We start from the raw sequence: 17,040 nt of genomic DNA, 5'->3' as shown, positions 1-17,040 counted from the left end.
TGCCAAGTCGTCCCCCCAGACCCCGCATCATATGGCGCAAACATGGTTGTTCGGGAAAGCACACGCTTCCCCGAGCATCTTGCATCATCTGACATTGTGACGGCCGCCGAATGTGATTCGAGTGGCGGCCGGAGGATCAAAATAGACAGGCCCGCTTGGCCGGATCAAGGCCGTCCCGGTTCAAAAAAGTGAAATAAAGCCGTTGACTCAGCGAATCCGCGGAAAAGCAAATATCGGAAAATAATACTTATTTTTCAGATATTTAGTCGTGAGCGATTTTGGCCATGGGGGTCGAATCGCAGGAATTGCGCGGATGTCAAAAAGTGACTGGCATGTGAACGAACGATGAAAAGCCCGCCCCGGAGATCCGGGGCGGGCTCTCAATTCCGATAATCCCTTGGAGGGATCAGGCGATCGCGCTGACGGCCTTGGTCAGGCGGCCGAACTTGCGCGCGGCGGTGTTCTTATGCAGCACGCCGCGGGCGACGCCGCGGGCCAGTTCGGGCTGGACCGACTGCAGCGCGGTGGCGGCGGCGTCCTTGTCACCGGCGGTGATGGCGGCTTCCACCTTCTTCACCAGGGTGCGGATCCGGCTGATGCGGGCGCCATTGATCGCGGCGCGACGCTCGTTGCGACGGATGCGCTTCTTGGCTTGCGGCGTATTGGCCATTCTATTCCTCGGTTCTCGTCAAATCTCGGGAAGAGGCCAATCGACGGTCCGACCTGCCTCGTGAAGGTGCGCCCCTTACAGGGGTTCACGGCAGGCGTCAACCGCCCGGACCCGCGCTATTTCTGGCATTTCGGGCAGAAGAAGGTCGATCGGCCGCCATCGACTCGCCGCAAGACCGTGCCACCGCAAAGGCACGGCTCGCCTTCGCGCCCGTAAACACGCCATTGTTTGGAAAAATAGCCCAGTTCCCCATCGGGCCGCGCATAATCGCGCAGCGTGGATCCGCCTGCGACGATCGCGGCCGACAACACATCGCGAATCGCCTCGACCAGCAGCGTCAGCCGCGGACGGCTGATCTTGCCCGCGGGTCGAGTCGGGGCAATGCCCGCCATGTTGAGCGCTTCGCACACATAGATATTGCCCAACCCCGCCACGATCCGCTGGTCCAGCAGCGCGGCCTTGATCGACGTCGCCTTGCCCCGGAGCGCGGCGGCGAGCCGAACGGCGTCGAAATCCGGGCCGAGCGGTTCCGGTCCCATGCGGGTGAAGGGGGCATAGGCCCGCCACGCATCGGACCGGACGAGATCGAGCGACCCGAATCGGCGCGGGTCGTTGAGCGAGAGAAGATGGCCCTGCCCTGACTCCCTCGGCGCCGTCTCCAGCAGCAGATGGTCGTGCGCGCCGATCTCCGCCGGGTCGATCCGCCAGCGTCCCGACATGCCGAGATGGAAGATCATCATGTCGCCGCGATCGGTTTCGATGAGGCCATATTTGGCGCGGCGCGACAGGCCCGTGACAGTCGCACCGGTCAGCCGCTGGCGCAGGTCGACCGGGATGGGAAAGCGCAGGTCGGCGCGACGCGGCTCCACCCGCGTCAGAATGCTCCCCTGAAGGACGGAACGCAGGCCCGCGACGGTGGTTTCGACTTCGGGAAGTTCTGGCATGAACGGCATCTAGGAAAGGTCAGGCAGAATAACCAGCTTCTTGGCTGGAACAGCGCCGCATCTCTGTCTAGAGGGCTTCATCATGAGCGAAACAGCATCCTTCGGCTATCGCGACGTCGATGCCGCCGAAAAGGCGGGCATGGTCCGCGCGGTCTTCTCCAATGTCGCGGCAAAATATGACCTGATGAACGACGCCATGTCGGGCGGCGCGCATAGGCTGTGGAAGGACCAGTTCGTGCGGCGCGTGAAGCCGCGCGCCGGGGAACAGATTCTCGACATGGCGGGCGGCACGGGCGATATCGCGTTCCGGATGCACAGGCTTGGCGCGCATGTCACGGTTTCGGACATCAATCCCGAGATGCTGGCCGTGGGCGTCGAGCGGGCACAGAAGAAAGGGTATGAGGGGCTGATCTGGTCGGAGCAGAATGCCGAACAACTGACCTTCGGCGACCGCGAATTCGACGCCTATACGATTGCTTTCGGCATCCGCAACGTCACCCATATCGACGAGGCGCTGCGCGAGGCCCATCGCGTATTGAAGTTCGGCGGGCGCTTCTTCTGCCTGGAATTCTCCACCACCACCTGGCCGGGCTTTTCGGACGTCTATGACGTCTATTCGCACAAGCTGGTGCCGCAGCTTGGCAAGCTGTTCGCCAATGACGCGGACAGTTATCGCTACCTGATCGAATCGATCCGCCGCTTCCCCCCCATGCCGAAATTCGAAACCATGATCCGCGAGGCAGGCTTCGTGAACACGAAGGTCGAACCGATCCTGGGCGGGCTGGTGGCGATCCATTCGGGCTGGAAGATCTGACGCCGGCATGACCGCCCATATCACCCATATCTTCCGCCTCCTGAAATGGGGGCGCACACTGGCACGGCACGGCGCCTTGCGCGGGATCGAGCGCGATCCGCTGACGCCCGGCCCGGTCCGCCGGCTGGTCCGCATCGCCCGTTTCGGCGCACGCGTGCCCAGGCAACCGCGCTATGCCGACGCCTTCCAGTCGATCGGCCCGGCGGCGATCAAGCTGGGCCAGACGCTGGCGACCCGGCCCGACCTGGTCGGCGATCATGCCGCCAACGATCTGTTGCGCTTGCAGGACGCCCTCCCCCCGGTCCCGTTCGACACGATCAGGGCGCAGATCGAGACCAGCTTCGGCCGGCCGCTCGAAGCGCTCTACAGCCGCTTCGACGAAGTGCCGGTCGGCGCCGCATCGATCGCGCAGGTGCATCGCGCACTTACCACCGACGGGCGCGACGTGGCGGTCAAGGTGATCCGGCCCGGCGTAATCGACCAGTTCAACCGCGACATCCAGACCTATGAATGGGCGGCCGCCCATGTCGAGCAGCTTGGCGGCGAGATCGCCCGCCTGCGCCCGCGCCTGGTCATCGCCAACATGAAGCGATGGACCGCGCGCGAACTGGACCTGCGACGCGAGGCAGCCTCCGCCTCCGAACTCAGCGAAGCCATGGAGGCGATGCCCGGCTATCGCATCCCCGCCATCGACTGGGACCGCACGACCGGCAAGGTCATGACGATGGAGTGGATCGACGGCATCAAGATTTCCGATCGCGATGCACTGATCGCGGCGGGCCATGACGTCAAGGAACTGGCCGCGCGCCTCGTCAACGCCTTCCTGCGGCAGGCCATTGCCGAGGGCTTCTTCCACGCCGACATGCATCAGGGAAACCTGTTCGTGACCGCCGACGGCGACATCGTCGCGATCGACTTCGGCATCATGGGCCGGATCGACCGGCGCGCCCGCATGTGGCTGGCCGAGATTCTCTATGGTCTCATCACCGGCAACTACAAGCGCGTCGCGGAAATCCATTTCGAGGCGCAATATGTGCCCGCCCATCATAATGTCGCCGAGTTCGCCACCGCCCTGCGCGCAGTGGGTGAACCGATGCGCGGCAAGCCGGTCCGCGAATTGTCGGTCGGGGGGATGCTGGACGGCCTGTTCGCCATCACCCGCGACTTCGACATGCAGACCCAGCCGCACCTGCTGCTGCTGCAAAAGACGATGGTGATGGTCGAGGGCGTCGCGACCGCGCTCGACCCCGACATCAACCTGTGGGAGACGAGCGGTCCCTACGTGAAGTCGTGGCTGCGCGACGAACTGGGGCCGGAGGCGAAGGCCGCCGATACGCTGATCGAAAACTGGCGCACGCTCCAGCGGCTTCCGGGCCTGGTGAAGCGGATCGAGGACGCCTTCCCCGAAAAGGGCGGCGCCCCGCCCCCGCCCCCGCTGACCGAAGTAAAACTGATCCGCGTCGGCGGCGGCTGGCGCTATGCAGCCGTGGCGGTGATGGCGGCGGCGGCTGGTGTGCTGGGCGCTGCGGTCCTACATCTGCAGCTATGACCCAGCGCGTCCTTCTTATCATCTCCGGCGGCATTGCGGCTTATAAGGCGCTTGAACTGGTGCGCCTGCTGCGCAAGCACGGTGTCGCGGTGCGGGCGGTGCTGACGGAAAGCGCAAAGCAGTTCGTGACGCCGCTCAGCCTTGGCGTGCTGACGGAGGATCAGGTCTTTGATGACCTGTTCGACCTCAAGGCCGAGCGGGAGATCGGCCATATCCAGCTGTCGCGCCAGGCCGATCTGGTCGTCGTCGCGCCCGCGACCGCCAATATCCTCGCAAAGATGGCGAACGGCATCGCCGACGACCTGGCCACGACCCTGCTGCTCGCCACCGACAAGCCGGTGCTGGCGGTGCCCGCGATGAACGTGCGGATGTGGCATCACAAGGCGACGCAGCGCAATCTGGAGCGGCTCCATGCCGATGGCGTCCACGTCATGACGCCTGACGACGGCGAAATGGCGTGCGGCGAATATGGCAAGGGGCGGCTGCCTGAACCGGAGGCAATCGCGGCGGAGATCGAACGCCTGCTGGCGATGCCGCGCAGCGTCGATCCGCTGGCGGACCAGCCCGACTTTGCCAGCGATGCGCGGTTGGTTGCCGATCCGCGCGATCCGAACGGGACTTTGGCGGGCAAGCATATCCTTATCACCGCCGGGCCGACGCATGAACCGATCGACCCGGTGCGCTACATCGCCAATCGCTCGTCGGGCAAGCAGGGCTTCGCCATCGCCGCCGCTGCCGCAAGAGCCGGCGCGCGGGTGACGCTGGTGGCCGGGCCGGTGCATCTGGCGACCCCCACAGGCGTCGACCGGGTGGATGTGGAAACCGCGCGGCAGATGCTCGCCGCCGTCGAGGCAGCGTTGCCCGCCGACGCCGCGATCATGGTCGCCGCCGTCGCCGACTGGCGCACCGCCGACGCCGCCGACCAGAAGCTCAAGAAGGACGGCTCCGGCCAGCCCGCACCGCTCGCCCTCGTCGAAAATCCAGACATCCTCGCGACGCTGGGCCATCATGCGCAGCGCCCCGCCTTGCTGGTCGGCTTCGCCGCCGAGACGCAGAAGATCGCCGACCATGCCCGGGCGAAGCTGGCGAAGAAGGGCGCGGACTGGATCGTCGCCAACGACGTGTCCGGCGACGTGATGGGCGGCGACGCCAACGCCGTGCAGATCGTCACCGCCGCTGGCATCGAAACATGGCCCGTCCTGCCAAAGGGCGAGGTCGCCACGAAACTCATCGCGAAGGTCGCCCATGCCCTCTCCGCTCTCGCCGATTGAAATAAAGCTCAAGCGCCTGCCTCATGGCGAAGGACTGCCCGTCCCCGCCTATGCCACCGCGCACGCCGCCGGCATGGACGTGGTGGCGGCCGAGGAACTGGTGCTGGAACCGGGCGGCCGCCATGCGGTGGCGACCGGATTCGCGATGGCGATCCCCGAAGGCTATGAGGTGCAAGTACGCCCCCGCTCCGGCCTGGCGCTGAAACATGGCATCAGCCTGCCCAACACGCCCGGCACGATCGACGCCGACTATCGTGGCGAATTGAAGATCATCCTCATCAATCTGGGTGACCTGCCCTTCGGTATCGCGCGGGGCGACCGCATCGCCCAGCTGGTCGTCGCGCCGGTGCAGCTTGCCAGCTTCGCGGAAGTCGATAGTCTCGACGATACCGCCCGCGGACAGGGGGGCTTTGGTTCCACAGGAGTGTGATGCGATGACGATGCTGCTTTCGCTGATGCTGGCTGCGGCGCCGGTGGCGGCCGCCGCCCCGCCCATGCCCCAGGATCTGGGCAGCGTCCCGGTCATAGAAGGCTGGCTGGGCCGCAAGGTTTCGCCGCGCTGGTCGGAGGAGGTCGCCCGCCTCTATCGCCATGGCGAATGCAGCGGCGCCGTCAATCATGAAGGCTCCTGGCTGCTGGAGATCGACATGCTGTTCCTGCTGTCGCCCGAGGGCAAGCCGTTGAAGATCGCCCCGGTCAACGCCAATTGCCCGGACGTGGAACAGTTCGTCAGCCGCCGCATCCTCGGCACGCTAAGTCATTCTTTCCGCCCCAGCCGGAGCAGTGCCGTGGTGGAACGCGTCATGGCGGACGGTCGGCCCCTTGGCAGCGTCCGCAGCACGTCGGGCGACATCAGCCCTGCGACACCTGTGTGGAAGCGCTCACAGGTCCGCTTCCTGTGGTCCGACGCGCCATGATCCTGAGGGACGATCAGCTGGAACGCTATGCCCGCCACATCATCCTCAAGGAGATTGGCGGCGCGGGCCAGGCCCGGCTGCTCGGCGCCGATGTCGCCGTGATCGGGGCTGGCGGCATCGGCAGCCCGGCAATCCTGTATCTGGCCGCGGCGGGCGTGGGCACCATCCGCGTGATCGATCATGACGCGGTGGCGCTGTCCAATCTGCAACGCCAGGTCCTCTTCGGCACGGCCGATGTCGGCGCGCCCAAGGCGGAGGCGGCGATGACGGCGGTAGCGCGGATCAATCCCGACGTGAAGCTCATCCCGATCAACACCCGGATCGACGCCGGCAATGCCGACCTGATCCTGCGCGAGGCGGATGTCGTGCTGGACGGCTGCGACAATTTCGACACCCGGCTTGCCGTCGCCGACGCGGCGCAACGGCTGCGGATTCCGCTCGTGTCGGCGGCGGTCGGCCCGTTCGAGGGGCAACTCGCCACCTATCGCGGCTGGGAAGGCGACAAGCCCTGCTATCGCTGCCTGGTCGGCGCGCCGGAGGACGCGGCGGAGCGCAATTGCGCGGAAACCGGCGTGATCGGGGCGCTGACCGGCGCGATCGGCAGCCTTGCCGCGCTGGAGGTGATCCGCGCGCTGGTGCCGTTCGGCACCGACATGGCGGGCAAACTGTTGATCGCCGATCTCCTCTCCATGCGTTTCCGCACGCTCGATGTCGCGAAAGACCCCGCCTGCTCCGGCTGCGCCGTGGAACTATGCGTCCCCTGAGGATCGTCGTCGCGACGGCGGAGGCGGAGCGGCTGCGCGGGGCACTGGTGCTGGCGGCTGCACAGGCGGCGCTGGGAGGAGAATCGGCTCTTTTCCTTCAACTCGATGCCGTAGCGCTGCTGCGGACGCCCATCGCCGCCCCGCGCGATGCCGCGCATCAGGCGGCGGGGCTGCCGGCCCTGGCCGCGCTGGTGGAGGAAGCGATCGGCCTTGGCGTGACGATCACGGCCTGCCAGAGCGGCCTGGCGCTGGCCGGCCTGGTGGCCGATGATTTGCCGCATGGCGTGGAGATTGGCGGCCCGGTCAGCTTCCTTCAGCAGTCGGATGAGGCGGCGCGCCTGCTCTTCGCCTGAAAATCAGCGAATGACGGGCAGGTAACGGCGCACCTGTCGGGCCGCTTCCGCTCCGGGCATCGCCTGCGGCGAGGCATCGACCATGGGATCAGTACGCAGCAGCGGCAACATGCCGACATGCGCGGCGCCCCAGAAGGCGGCGTAGCAAAGCAGGGCCGTCAGCGCGTAACGCATCACCTTCATTCCGAGCCTCCCTTCCCGCGCGGGATTTACCCGCTCCGCAGGCCAGCGGCAAGCCGCTTGCAGGCAGCGTCCGGGGCTTCGCCATACGGGAAAGGAAGCGCAGGCTCTCAGAAGCCCGCATAGCGTTCATTGCCGACAAAACCGAGTCTGGTCACGCCCGATCGCTTGATGTCGGCCAGCACTTCGTCGACCGTGACATAACGGGCGGCCGCATCCGGCTGGAACTGGAGTTCCGGTTCCACCGGCAGCCGCAGCGAGGCGGCCAGATATTGCCGCAGCATCAGCCGATCGACCGCCGCGCCGTTCCAACGGACCACGCCGCCTGCATCGATCGTCACCTTGTTCTTCACCGGATCGGGACGCGGCAGGTTCGTTTCGATCGGCGCCTGGGGCAGGTCGATGCCGATGCTGTGCGTCTGGATCGGGATGGTGATGATGAACATGATCAGCAGCACCAGCATCACGTCGATGAGCGGCGTCGTGTTCATCTCCGACATCGGGCGCGCGTCCATCGACGACCCGTCCCCGGCGCGTGACTGGGGTCTTGCGAAGCTCAAAGCCATAAAGTCCCTCCTTGCGTTTATTATGATATATCAACACATACACCATGCGCGCAGCCGCTTCTGTTGGCAAGAGGGCTTCTATTGACAGGGCGGGCGGCCCATTTATGGGGAAGGCGCGGCTTTTCAGGGCCGCCGATCAGCCCATTCAACAGAAAGACCACTCGTGTCCGCCATGCTCAAGATCACCCTGCCCGATGGTTCCGTGCGTGAAGTCGCGCCCGGCACTACGCCGGCGGATATTGCGGCGGCGATCGGGCCGGGCCTGGCCAAGGCGGCCATCGCCGCGCGAGTCGATGGCGAGTTGCGCGACATCATGCGCCCGCTGGAGGCTGACGCCCAGCTGGCGCTGGTGACATCGCGGGATGAGGCCGACGCACTCGAACTGGCACGGCACGACTTTGCGCATGTGCTTGCCGAAGCGGTCCAGGCGCTGTTTCCGGGGACGCAGATCACCTTCGGCCCGGCGACGGACGACGGATTCTATTATGACTTCGCGCCGCCAATCATCGACGGAAAGCCGCGTCCTTTTACAGAGGAAGACCTGCCGGCGATCGAGGCGGAGATGCGCAAGATCATCGCTGCCGACAAGCCCTTGCGCCGCGAAGTGATCGACCGCGACACCCTGATCGCCCAGTGGCGTGCCGCCGGCGAGACGTTCAAGGCGGAATGGGCCGCCGAACTGCCCGCAGGTGAGGAACTGACCGTCTATCATTCGGGTGACGGCTGGTACGACATGTGCCGCGGGCCGCATCTGGCCTCGACCGGCAAGCTCGACCCCACCGCCTTCAAGCTGACCCGCGTGTCGGGCGCCTATTGGCGGGGCGACCAGAAGAACGCGATGCTGTCCCGCATCTACGGCACCGGCTGGCTCAACAAGAAGCAGTTGGCCGAACATCTGACGCGGCTGGAGGAAGCAGGCAAGCGCGACCATCGCAAGCTGGGCGCGGAAATGGACCTGTTCCACCTCCAGCAGGAAGCGCATGGCAGCGTCTTCTGGCACCCGAAGGGCTATCTGATCTGGCGCGAACTGGAAGCCTATATGCGCCGCGCCATCGACGCTGCGGACTATCGCGAGGTGAAGACACCGCAGGTGATGGACGCGCGCCAGTGGGAACAGTCGGGCCATTGGGGCAAATATCGCGAAAACATGTTCGTCATCCCCGACGAAGTGCCCAATGTCGATGATGAAGGCCCGCTGGTGTCGGACGATGCCGACTGGATGGCGCTCAAACCGATGAACTGCCCGGCGCATGTCCTGATCTTCCGCCAGGGGATCAAGAGCTATCGCGATCTGCCCTTGCGCTTCTACGAAAATGGCTGCTGCCACCGCAACGAGCCGCATGGCGCGCTGCATGGCCTGATGCGCGTGCGCCAGTTCACGCAGGATGACGCGCATATCTTCTGCCGCGAGGACCAGATCGTCGAGGAAGTTCGCGCCTTCTGCGCGCTGGCCGACCGCATCTACAAGGATTTCGGTTTCACCTACTCGATCAAGCTGGCGCTGCGCCCGGAAAAGCGCTTCGGCAGCGACGAGATGTGGGACAAGGCTGAAACAGAGCTGCGCAACGCGGTGGCCGCCGCTGGCCTCAACACGCCCGAATATGGCTGGGAGGAATTGCCGGGCGAAGGCGCCTTCTACGCGCCCAAGCTGGAATGGCATCTGACCGACGCGATCGGACGCACCTGGCAGGTCGGCACGATCCAGTCCGACCGCGTGCTGCCCGAACGACTCGACGCCTCTTATGTCGGAGAAGATGGCGAGCGGCACCGTCCGGTCATGCTTCACCGCGCCATTTTCGGCAGCTATGAACGCTTCATCGGCATATTGATCGAACATTATGCGGGCAAGTTTCCGCTCTGGCTGGCCCCGGTGCAGGCGGTGGTCGCGACCATCGTGTCGGACGCCGATGACTATGCGAGGGCTGCCGTCGAAAAGCTGCGCGCGGCCGGTATTCGTGCAGAACTCGACATCCGCAACGAGAAGATCAATTACAAGGTGCGCGAGCATAGCCTTGGAAAAGTGCCCAATCTGCTGGTCGTCGGTCGGCGAGAGGCGGACGAGGGCACGGTGGCGCTGCGCGAACTGGGCAAGGAGGGGCAGAGCTTCCTTTCGCTCGATGATGTCATCGAACGTCTTGCAAAAGAAGCCAGGGCACCCGATATGCAGTGAGGCAGAAATGCCATAAGGGTGCGTGATTCCGTTACGGCGGAAGCACGCACCCCTTTCGGCTTTTCGCAAAAGCCGCTAAGAGCCGTCCGTTTTTCGAAACGACCATAGGAGATATTGCTATACGTCCCCCGATGATGCGCCGCCCGATGGCGCCGCCGCCGAAGTCCGGCCCCCGTTATAACGAATTCATCAGCGTGCCCAAGGTGCGCGTGATCGATGACGAAGGCGAAAATCTGGGTGTGATGTTTACGCAGGAGGCGATTGAGCGCGCCTATGAGATCGGCCTCGATCTCGTCGAAGTGTCGCCCAACGCCGATCCGCCGGTCTGCAAGTTCTTGGACATCGGCAAATATAAGTACGAGGCCCAGAAGAAGGCGAACATCGCCCGCAAGACCCAGAGGACGCAGGAGATCAAGGAGATCAAGATGCGTCCGAACATCGACGATCATGACTATGATACGAAGATGAAGAAGGTCCATGACTTCATCGGCGAGGGCGACAAGGTGAAGATCACCCTGCGCTTCCGCGGCCGCGAACTCAGCCACCAGCAGCTCGGCATGAACCTGCTCCAGCGCGTGGCCGAAAATGTCGCCGAAATCGCCAAGGTCGAAGCCTATCCGCGCATGGAAGGCCGCCAGATGCTGATGGTGCTGGCCCCGAAATAAGCGGGTCGCGACCTGTAAATGCATGATTTGTCGGGCGGGGTCTGGAAACAGGCTCCGCCCTGCTGCTTTCCGGAACAGGGAAGCCCGCGCCGATCGGTGTTAGCGCCCATTGTCCGCGATGATGTCCACGCCGGTCTTGCCGCCGGGAGCGTCGGTGAAGAGGATGAAATAGGCGCTGCCATCGGCCGCGCGCGTGCCGCCCAGCACATGGTCGCCACCCATGATCTTGTGCTCGCCGTCATAACCGGCGCGGCGCGCGAGCGTATAATAATAGTCCATCACGCCCTGACGCGGGACCGGCGTGACGAAACTAGCCGCGCGCAGGGTGCAGCCATCGACTTGCGCGCCCGCCGCTTCGGTCAGTTGCCCGCCGGGGTAGAGGGTGAAGGGTTCAGGCAGGCGCTGCGCCCATTCCATGCCATAGCTCAGCTTCTTCGCGCAGCCGGCATTGCCGCCGCGACGCGCCGCCTGTTCTCGGGCCACGGCGCCCAGCGTCACGGTGGAGGCCATCGCTTCACCCTGGCTAGCGGCCGGTGCGGACAGCAGCTTGCCACCGGCCTGTTTCACCGCCAGGGCCTGCGCCTTGCCCGCATCGCCCGGCAACATCGGCACCGCGCCATTGGCGGGGCGGTCGGCGGGACGGACGGCATTGCGGTTGGACCGCCCCACCAGTTGCGGATCGACGACGATCGGATCGGCCAGCGCACCCTTGAGCGCCGGATCGGCGGCATTGTTGGTCAGCTGCGCATCAAGGGCAGCGAGATTGGCGTCCTTGTCGCCCTTGCCGCAGGCGGCGAGCGCGAGCGCCAGCGACATTATGCCGACGGACCGAATAAGCGCCATATTTTACTCCTTCGCCACCGGGCAATACGCCGTCGCAACTGCCATATTCAATCAAGGCCAGGCCGAATTGGCCCATTTTTCAGCGAAAGGCCAGTTTGGTCATACTGGCATCAGCGCCATGTCTTGCTCTGGGACAGGTTGGCGCCCATGTGTTGACGATGCTCAACATCCTTTCCGGCTTCATCGGCCTCGTGACCCTGATCCTGATGATCCCGGCGGTCTTCCCGCTGCTGGGAGCGCTCAACTGGCTCCTGGTGCCAATGGCCCTGTTCGGCGCCTTCATCGGCCTCATGTCCTCCAGGAAAAGCGGGCAGAATTTCTGCCTGATCGTGGCAGCCTTCGGCGCGCTGCGGCTGTTCCTGGGCGGAGGCATCATCTGACCCAGACCGATACCGAATTGCGGCGCGGCCTGCTGGCAGCGGTCGGCGCCTACGGCATATGGGGGCTGCTGCCGCTGTTCTTCCGGCTGCTCCACCATGTCGATCCGGTGGAGATCGTGACGCAGCGCGTCCTCTGGTCGCTGCTGCTGATACTGGGACTGCTTGCCCTGCGGCGCGGTCTGCCAGCCTTCCGCGTGGCGCTGCACACTCCGCGCCTGCTCGCGGCATTGGCTGCGTCCGCCCTGATGATTGCGATCAACTGGCTCACCTATGTCTGGGCGGTCAACAGCGGCCATGTGGTGGCCACAAGCCTGGGCTATTTCCTCAATCCGCTGGTCAATGTCGCCCTGGGCGTACTGCTGTTCAAGGAGCGGCTGCGACGCGCGCAGATGGCCGCGATCGGGGTCGCGGCCATCGGCGTCGCGATCCTCGCCGGCGCCGCCCTGACCAGCCTGTGGATCAGCCTGACGCTGGCGTTCAGCTTCGCCTTCTACGGCCTGCTGCGCAAGGTGACGCCCGTGGCGCCCATGACCGGCCTTGGCGTCGAAACGCTGCTGCTCGCCCCGCCGGCGCTCGCCTATCTCTTCTGGGAAGCGGGCCATGGCGGCGTCGGCTTCGGCCAGGATGCGCCGACGACCGCGCTGCTGATCGTGTCTGGCGCCGTCACCACCATTCCGCTGGTGCTGTTCGCCACCGCCGCCCAGCGCCTGCCGATGGCGACACTGGGCCTGCTGCAATATCTCGCCCCGACGCTGCAATTTCTGTGCGGCGTGCTGCTGTTCAGCGAGCGGCTGAGCAGCGGCCAGATAGCCAGCTTCGGCCTGATCTGGCTGGGGCTCCTCCTCTTCGCTGGCGACGGGATCGCGGCCGCCCGGCGGAACCGGGCGGCGACGGCCTGAAGATCCGCTCCCTCAGTTGAACTCGGTCGACTCGAATCGCACCGGTTCCCCCACCGCCTGATTGGCCAATGCGTCCTCCCACATCACGCGATGGCCGCGAATGATCGTGCCCACTGCCTTGCCGGTCAGGTCCATCCCCTCGAACGGCGACCAGTCGCAGCGCGAAGCGAGCCAGTCCTTGCCCACGGTCCAGCGCTTCTTGAGGTCGACGACGGTGAAGTCGGCGTCATAGCCGAGCGCGATACGCCCCTTGCCGGTCAGTCCGAACACGCGCTGCGGCCCCGAACTGGTCAACTCGATGAAGCGACGCAGCGTCAGCCGTCCTTCCGCCACATGGTTGAGCAGCAGCGGGACGAGCGTCTGCACCCCCGGCATCCCGCTGGGCGAAGCGGGATAGGGCTTGGCCTTCTCCTCGATCGTGTGCGGCGCATGGTCGCTGCCCAGCACGTCGGGCACGCCCTGGTTGAGCCAGAACCAGAGGCCGTCGCGGTGGGCGGCGCTGCGGATCGGCGGATTCATCTGCGCATGGCTGCCCAGGCGCGGATAGGCGTCCTCGGCCGCCATGGTCAGGTGCTGCGGCGTCACCTCGCAGGTGGCGACATCCTTGTTCTGGCCGATATATTCGAGTTCCGCGGGCGTCGTGACGTGCAGAATATGGATGCGGCGGCGCGCCTTGCGGGCCAGCGCGATGATTCGCTTCGTCGCGATCATCGCGCTTTCATCATCGCGCCAGACCGGGTGGGAGGACGGATCACCCTCGACCCGCAGATCCTTGCGCGCGTTCATCCGCGCCTCGTCCTCGGCATGGATGGCGACGCGGCGCGTGCCCGACGCCAGCACGCGGGACAGCGCATCGTCATCGTCCACCAGCAGGCTGCCGGTCGACGCGCCCATGAAGATCTTGACCCCCGACGTGCCGGGAATGCGCTCCAGCTCTTTCAGCTGTTCGGCATTGTCCGCGGTCGCGCCGACATAGAAGGCATGGTCGCACCACATGCGGTGATGGGCGCGCTTCAGCTTGTCATGCACGCGCTCGGCCGTGTCGGTGTTCGGATTGGTGTTGGGCATTTCGAACACGGCGGTGATCCCGCCCAGCACTGCGGCGCGGCTGCCCGATTCCAGGTCTTCCTTATGTTCAAGGCCCGGCTCGCGGAAATGGACCTGGCTGTCGATGCAGCCGGGCAGAACGTCCAGCCCGGTGCAGTCGATCACCTCGCCCGCCCCACCTGAACCTGCGCCCAGCAACGTGCCGATCGCCGCGATCCTGCCGCCGCGCACGCCCACATCCACGTTTTCCGCGCCGCCCGGCGTATGGACGGTGCCGTTCCTGAGGATCATGTCGAAGGTCTGGGTCATGGGATATTCCTATATTCCGTTCGCGCGGACGGCTTGGCTAAGTCGTGTCGCCGTCCTACCTAAAGCCGATGACCGGCACCACCCTGCGCGATCGCGCGATCCTCAGAATTTCAGGCGAGGAAGCCAAGCCCTTCCTGCAAGGCCTGCTCACCCGCGACGTAATGACGCTGACCGAAGGCTACCCCCGCTGGACCGGGCTGCTGACGCCGCAGGGCAAGGCGCTGTTCGATTTCATCCTGTGGGCGGATGGCGAGGATATCCTCATCGACTGCGAAGGTGGCCAGGCCGACGCGCTGGCCAGGCGCCTGACCCTCTACCGGCTGCGCCGAAAGGTCGTGATCGCCCATGACGAGTCGCGCGCCGTCCACTGGTCGCTTGGTGCAGGCGACAGGCCGTTCGACCCGCGCCTGCCCGCGCTGGGTCATCGCTGGCTGGCCCCCGCCGACGCAGGCGATGCCTCTGCCGCCTTCCGCGCCCATCGCCTCTCGCTCGGCATATTCGAAGGAGTGGCGGAGCTGGGGCAGGACCAGATTCTCTGGCTCGAAACCAATGCGGAAGAACTGAACGGCGTCGACTATGACAAGGGCTGCTATGTGGGGCAGGAGAATACGGCGCGGATGCACTATCGCAACAAGGTGAGCCGCCGCTTGGTCGCCGTCCCACTGGCGCAGGCCGACGAGAAGCGCCAGCGCGCCGCGCTTCCCGACCTTGGCCTGTCGGTCGAACTGAGGCGCGTCGAAACGCTCGACCCCGCCACCCTCCCCGCCTGGCTCGCTACGGCGGTCGAAGGACAGGCCGCCGAATGAAACGTGCCTTGCTCGCGCTCATCGCTGCCTTCGCGCTCGCCGCGCCGGCGCAGGCGGACACGCCCTGGACACTGGTCCGCGCCTACCCCCATGACCCCACGGCCTTCACAGAGGGGCTCTTCTATCTCGACGGCGCGCTCTATGAGAGCACCGGGCTGGAGGGCCGGTCGGACATCCGCAAGGTCGACCTCAAGACCGGCAGGATTCTCCAGCGGCGGGTCATCGACGGGCGCTATTTCGGCGAGGGCATCGTCAACTGGAAGGACCGCCTCATCAGCCTAACCTGGCGCCACCGCCAGGGCTTCGTCTGGAACCTCGCCGACTTCACGCCACTGTCCGACTTCCGCTATGAGGGCGAAGGCTGGGGCATGACCCAGGACGGGCGCGCCGTCATCATGAGCGACGGCAGCGCGCAACTGCGCTTCCTCGATCCCGAGATCCTGGCCGAACAGCGCCGCATCACCGTGAGCTGGAACGGCCGCGCGGTCGATCGCCTCAACGAACTGGAGTGGGTGCGCGGCGAGATCTGGGCCAACATCTGGTATGACAGCCGGATCGCACGCATTGATCCCGCCACCGGGGCCGTGATCGACTGGATCGACATCGCCCCGCTGCTGAAGGAAGCCGGCGTCAGCGACAGCGAGGCAGTGGCCAACGGCATCGCCTATGACGCAGCCACCGACCGGGTGTTCGTGACCGGCAAGAACTGGCCCAGGCTGTTCGAGATCAGGGTGGCGCGCTGACTGCGGGAAGCCGCCATTCCACCAGCCGGGGAGTTGACTATTTTGGCACGAATCGCTATGCGCCCTCTTCCCCAACACGCTGGTGAGCGGCAGTGCATTCTGCACTAGCCGTCTTTTTTGCGTCTAGGGGAATAGGAAATCGGCCGTTTTTCCTCGCCAGGGAAGGGCGGCCCGGACGCTTTGAGATAGGGCGGGCGCTTGCCAACCCTGTGGAGCAGGAGATTAAATTACCATGGCACGTATTGCGGGTGTCAACATCCCGACCAACAAGCGCGTGATCATCGCGCTCACCTACATCCACGGCATCGGCCGCAAGACCGCCGTCGACATCGCCGACAAGCTGGGCATCGACCACAGCCGCCGCGTTCAGGACCTGTCGGACGCCGAAGTCCTGCAGATCCGCGAGACGATCGACGCTGGCCACACCGTCGAAGGTGACCTGCGTCGCGAAACCGCGATGAACATCAAGCGCCTGATGGACCTGGCCTGCTATCGCGGCCTGCGTCATCGCAAGGGCCTGCCTGTCCGCGGTCAGCGCACGCACACCAATGCGCGCACCCGCAAGGGCAAGGCGAAGCCGATCGCCGGCAAGAAGAAGTAATCGTTGAGGGTCGGTCCTTCGGACGGACCCTCCGGCGACTTCTGCTTTCAAACGATTTCAGTAGGATAGAGCAAAATGGCACGCGAACCCCAGCGCATCAAGCGCCGCGAACGCAAGAACATCTCGGCCGGCGTCGCGCACGTCAACGCCAGCTTCAACAACACCATGGTGACCATCACCGACGCCCAGGGCAACGCGATTTCGTGGTCCTCGGCCGGCATGATGGGCTTCAAGGGCAGCCGCAAGTCGACCCCGTATGCCGCCCAGGTGTGCGCCGAAGACGCCGGCCGCAAGGCCGCAGAACATGGCGTTCGCACCCTCGAAGTCGAAGTGAAGGGGCCCGGTTCGGGCCGCGAATCGGCCCTGCGCGCACTGCAGGCCGTCGGCTTCCACATCACCTCCATCCGCGACGTGACGCCGATTCCGCACAACGGCGTGCGTCCGTCCAAGCGCCGCCGCGTCTGACACGCAGCGCTGCATGACATGCGGGCGGCGGACGCGTCGCCCGTTTACCCGTTTGCATCGCCGGAATGTCCTGTCGGGTGCAGG

The 17,040-nt window shown here is 65.3% G+C and carries 21 protein-coding genes; 15 read left to right on the top strand and 6 right to left on the bottom strand.

Annotated features, from left to right (window positions below; translation table 11 throughout):
- Positions 1-406: 406 nt before the first annotated feature.
- Positions 407-670 (bottom strand): 30S ribosomal protein S20, encoded by a 264-nt coding sequence (gene rpsT / locus K3M67_RS15905; protein ID WP_066864601.1) that lies wholly within the window; start codon positions 668-670, stop codon positions 407-409.
- A 116-nt stretch (positions 671-786) separates the two neighbouring features.
- Positions 787-1,614 carry a bifunctional DNA-formamidopyrimidine glycosylase/DNA-(apurinic or apyrimidinic site) lyase gene (gene mutM / locus K3M67_RS15900; RefSeq protein WP_066865277.1) on the bottom strand — a complete coding sequence of 276 codons (828 nt, stop codon included), beginning with the start codon at positions 1,612-1,614 and terminating at the stop codon, positions 787-789.
- A gap of 82 nt (positions 1,615-1,696) precedes the next feature.
- Between mutM and K3M67_RS15895 the strand changes: the two genes are divergently transcribed.
- The 7 genes from K3M67_RS15895 to K3M67_RS15865 are packed head-to-tail and all read left to right on the top strand — an operon-like array spanning position 1,697 to position 7,282.
- A complete protein-coding gene (locus K3M67_RS15895; protein ID WP_066864603.1) occupies positions 1,697-2,428 on the top strand; it encodes a class I SAM-dependent methyltransferase in 732 nt (243 codons plus the stop codon).
- A 7-nt stretch (positions 2,429-2,435) separates the two neighbouring features.
- Positions 2,436-3,977, top strand: coding sequence for a 2-polyprenylphenol 6-hydroxylase (ubiB, locus tag K3M67_RS15890; RefSeq protein ID WP_285831947.1), 1,542 nt, complete (start codon positions 2,436-2,438; stop codon positions 3,975-3,977).
- On the top strand, positions 3,974-5,248 hold the full coding sequence (locus K3M67_RS15885; protein ID WP_285831946.1) for a bifunctional phosphopantothenoylcysteine decarboxylase/phosphopantothenate synthase: 1,275 nt from the start codon (positions 3,974-3,976) through the stop codon (positions 5,246-5,248). The genes ubiB and K3M67_RS15885 overlap by 4 nt, the downstream gene beginning before the upstream one ends.
- Positions 5,223-5,678 (top strand): dUTP diphosphatase, encoded by a 456-nt coding sequence (dut, locus tag K3M67_RS15880; RefSeq protein ID WP_066864612.1) that lies wholly within the window; start codon positions 5,223-5,225, stop codon positions 5,676-5,678. The genes K3M67_RS15885 and dut overlap by 26 nt, the downstream gene beginning before the upstream one ends.
- Before the next feature lie 4 nt (positions 5,679-5,682).
- Positions 5,683-6,165: a hypothetical protein gene (locus K3M67_RS15875; RefSeq protein WP_285831945.1), complete on the top strand. Its 483-nt coding sequence runs from the start codon at positions 5,683-5,685 to the stop codon at positions 6,163-6,165.
- Positions 6,162-6,929: a HesA/MoeB/ThiF family protein gene (locus K3M67_RS15870; RefSeq protein WP_066865280.1), complete on the top strand. Its 768-nt coding sequence runs from the start codon at positions 6,162-6,164 to the stop codon at positions 6,927-6,929. The genes K3M67_RS15875 and K3M67_RS15870 overlap by 4 nt, the downstream gene beginning before the upstream one ends.
- Positions 6,917-7,282 (top strand): DsrE family protein, encoded by a 366-nt coding sequence (locus K3M67_RS15865; protein ID WP_285831944.1) that lies wholly within the window; start codon positions 6,917-6,919, stop codon positions 7,280-7,282. Before K3M67_RS15870 ends, K3M67_RS15865 begins: the two co-directional genes overlap by 13 nt.
- Before the next feature lie 3 nt (positions 7,283-7,285).
- On the opposite strand, the gene K3M67_RS15860 is transcribed toward K3M67_RS15865, so the two are convergent.
- Complete coding sequence (locus tag K3M67_RS15860) at positions 7,286-7,465, bottom strand: hypothetical protein (RefSeq protein ID WP_285831943.1); 180 nt, start codon at positions 7,463-7,465, stop codon at positions 7,286-7,288.
- 107 nt (positions 7,466-7,572) lie between these two features.
- The gene (locus K3M67_RS15855; protein ID WP_502958885.1) at positions 7,573-8,028 is read right to left on the bottom strand and encodes an ExbD/TolR family protein; all 456 of its coding nucleotides are present in this window, start codon (positions 8,026-8,028) and stop codon (positions 7,573-7,575) included.
- Between the two features lie 172 nt (positions 8,029-8,200).
- Here K3M67_RS15855 and thrS point away from each other — a divergent pair, with 172 nt between their 5' ends.
- Positions 8,201-10,198: a threonine--tRNA ligase gene (thrS, locus tag K3M67_RS15850; protein ID WP_285832955.1), complete on the top strand. Its 1,998-nt coding sequence runs from the start codon at positions 8,201-8,203 to the stop codon at positions 10,196-10,198.
- A gap of 131 nt (positions 10,199-10,329) precedes the next feature.
- On the top strand, positions 10,330-10,863 hold the full coding sequence (gene infC, locus K3M67_RS15845; RefSeq protein WP_066864633.1) for a translation initiation factor IF-3: 534 nt from the start codon (positions 10,330-10,332) through the stop codon (positions 10,861-10,863).
- Between the two features lie 99 nt (positions 10,864-10,962).
- On the opposite strand, the gene K3M67_RS15840 is transcribed toward infC, so the two are convergent.
- The gene (locus K3M67_RS15840; RefSeq protein WP_285831942.1) at positions 10,963-11,706 is read right to left on the bottom strand and encodes a hypothetical protein; all 744 of its coding nucleotides are present in this window, start codon (positions 11,704-11,706) and stop codon (positions 10,963-10,965) included.
- Positions 11,707-11,864: 158 nt separating this feature from the next.
- Between K3M67_RS15840 and K3M67_RS15835 the strand changes: the two genes are divergently transcribed.
- Together K3M67_RS15835 and rarD are read left to right on the top strand one after the other, a co-directional pair.
- Positions 11,865-12,086, top strand: coding sequence for a hypothetical protein (locus K3M67_RS15835; RefSeq protein ID WP_066864639.1), 222 nt, complete (start codon positions 11,865-11,867; stop codon positions 12,084-12,086).
- A 17-nt stretch (positions 12,087-12,103) separates the two neighbouring features.
- Positions 12,104-12,985: an EamA family transporter RarD gene (gene rarD / locus K3M67_RS15830; RefSeq protein ID WP_232313893.1), complete on the top strand. Its 882-nt coding sequence runs from the start codon at positions 12,104-12,106 to the stop codon at positions 12,983-12,985.
- A gap of 12 nt (positions 12,986-12,997) precedes the next feature.
- On the opposite strand, the gene K3M67_RS15825 is transcribed toward rarD, so the two are convergent.
- Positions 12,998-14,341, bottom strand: a complete 1,344-nt coding sequence (locus K3M67_RS15825) for a dihydroorotase (protein ID WP_066864642.1) — start codon at positions 14,339-14,341, stop codon at positions 12,998-13,000.
- Positions 14,342-14,409: 68 nt separating this feature from the next.
- On the opposite strand from K3M67_RS15825, the gene ygfZ reads away from it, so the two are divergent.
- From ygfZ to rpsK, 4 genes are all read left to right on the top strand, one after another.
- Positions 14,410-15,147, top strand: coding sequence for a CAF17-like 4Fe-4S cluster assembly/insertion protein YgfZ (gene ygfZ / locus K3M67_RS15820; protein ID WP_285831941.1), 738 nt, complete (start codon positions 14,410-14,412; stop codon positions 15,145-15,147).
- Positions 15,144-15,890, top strand: a complete 747-nt coding sequence (locus K3M67_RS15815) for a glutaminyl-peptide cyclotransferase (RefSeq protein WP_285831940.1) — start codon at positions 15,144-15,146, stop codon at positions 15,888-15,890. The genes ygfZ and K3M67_RS15815 overlap by 4 nt, the downstream gene beginning before the upstream one ends.
- Before the next feature lie 232 nt (positions 15,891-16,122).
- A complete protein-coding gene (rpsM, locus tag K3M67_RS15810; RefSeq protein WP_066864651.1) occupies positions 16,123-16,491 on the top strand; it encodes a 30S ribosomal protein S13 in 369 nt (122 codons plus the stop codon).
- A gap of 75 nt (positions 16,492-16,566) precedes the next feature.
- Complete coding sequence (rpsK, locus tag K3M67_RS15805) at positions 16,567-16,956, top strand: 30S ribosomal protein S11 (RefSeq protein ID WP_004208752.1); 390 nt, start codon at positions 16,567-16,569, stop codon at positions 16,954-16,956.
- Positions 16,957-17,040 lie beyond the last annotated feature (84 nt).

The sequence above is a fragment of the Sphingobium sp. V4 genome, from assembly GCF_029590555.1.
Classification (GTDB): Bacteria; Pseudomonadota; Alphaproteobacteria; order Sphingomonadales; family Sphingomonadaceae; genus Sphingobium.
The sequence above is the reverse complement of the archived record's forward strand: the minus strand, read 5'-3'. Positions and strand labels throughout refer to the sequence as shown.

What these genes read in the sequence shown, in the direction of transcription:
- K3M67_RS15855 (WP_502958885.1), bottom strand. Translation starts at nt 8,028, where the DNA reads ATGGCTTTGAGCTTCGCAAGACCCCAGTCACGCGCCGGGGACGGGTCG.
- K3M67_RS15875 (WP_285831945.1), top strand. Translation starts at nt 5,683, where the DNA reads ATGACGATGCTGCTTTCGCTGATGCTGGCTGCGGCGCCGGTGGCGGCC.
- rpsT (WP_066864601.1), bottom strand. Translation starts at nt 670, where the DNA reads ATGGCCAATACGCCGCAAGCCAAGAAGCGCATCCGTCGCAACGAGCGT.
- K3M67_RS15835 (WP_066864639.1), top strand. Translation starts at nt 11,865, where the DNA reads ATGCTCAACATCCTTTCCGGCTTCATCGGCCTCGTGACCCTGATCCTG.
- K3M67_RS15815 (WP_285831940.1), top strand. Translation starts at nt 15,144, where the DNA reads ATGAAACGTGCCTTGCTCGCGCTCATCGCTGCCTTCGCGCTCGCCGCG.
- ubiB (WP_285831947.1), top strand. Translation starts at nt 2,436, where the DNA reads ATGACCGCCCATATCACCCATATCTTCCGCCTCCTGAAATGGGGGCGC.
- ygfZ (WP_285831941.1), top strand. Translation starts at nt 14,410, where the DNA reads ATGACCGGCACCACCCTGCGCGATCGCGCGATCCTCAGAATTTCAGGC.
- thrS (WP_285832955.1), top strand. Translation starts at nt 8,201, where the DNA reads ATGCTCAAGATCACCCTGCCCGATGGTTCCGTGCGTGAAGTCGCGCCC.
- rpsM (WP_066864651.1), top strand. Translation starts at nt 16,123, where the DNA reads ATGGCACGTATTGCGGGTGTCAACATCCCGACCAACAAGCGCGTGATC.
- K3M67_RS15865 (WP_285831944.1), top strand. Translation starts at nt 6,917, where the DNA reads ATGCGTCCCCTGAGGATCGTCGTCGCGACGGCGGAGGCGGAGCGGCTG.
- rpsK (WP_004208752.1), top strand. Translation starts at nt 16,567, where the DNA reads ATGGCACGCGAACCCCAGCGCATCAAGCGCCGCGAACGCAAGAACATC.
- K3M67_RS15840 (WP_285831942.1), bottom strand. Translation starts at nt 11,706, where the DNA reads ATGGCGCTTATTCGGTCCGTCGGCATAATGTCGCTGGCGCTCGCGCTC.
- K3M67_RS15860 (WP_285831943.1), bottom strand. Translation starts at nt 7,465, where the DNA reads ATGAAGGTGATGCGTTACGCGCTGACGGCCCTGCTTTGCTACGCCGCC.
- dut (WP_066864612.1), top strand. Translation starts at nt 5,223, where the DNA reads ATGCCCTCTCCGCTCTCGCCGATTGAAATAAAGCTCAAGCGCCTGCCT.
- K3M67_RS15870 (WP_066865280.1), top strand. Translation starts at nt 6,162, where the DNA reads ATGATCCTGAGGGACGATCAGCTGGAACGCTATGCCCGCCACATCATC.
- K3M67_RS15885 (WP_285831946.1), top strand. Translation starts at nt 3,974, where the DNA reads ATGACCCAGCGCGTCCTTCTTATCATCTCCGGCGGCATTGCGGCTTAT.
- K3M67_RS15895 (WP_066864603.1), top strand. Translation starts at nt 1,697, where the DNA reads ATGAGCGAAACAGCATCCTTCGGCTATCGCGACGTCGATGCCGCCGAA.
- mutM (WP_066865277.1), bottom strand. Translation starts at nt 1,614, where the DNA reads ATGCCAGAACTTCCCGAAGTCGAAACCACCGTCGCGGGCCTGCGTTCC.
- infC (WP_066864633.1), top strand. Translation starts at nt 10,330, where the DNA reads ATGATGCGCCGCCCGATGGCGCCGCCGCCGAAGTCCGGCCCCCGTTAT.
- K3M67_RS15825 (WP_066864642.1), bottom strand. Translation starts at nt 14,341, where the DNA reads ATGACCCAGACCTTCGACATGATCCTCAGGAACGGCACCGTCCATACG.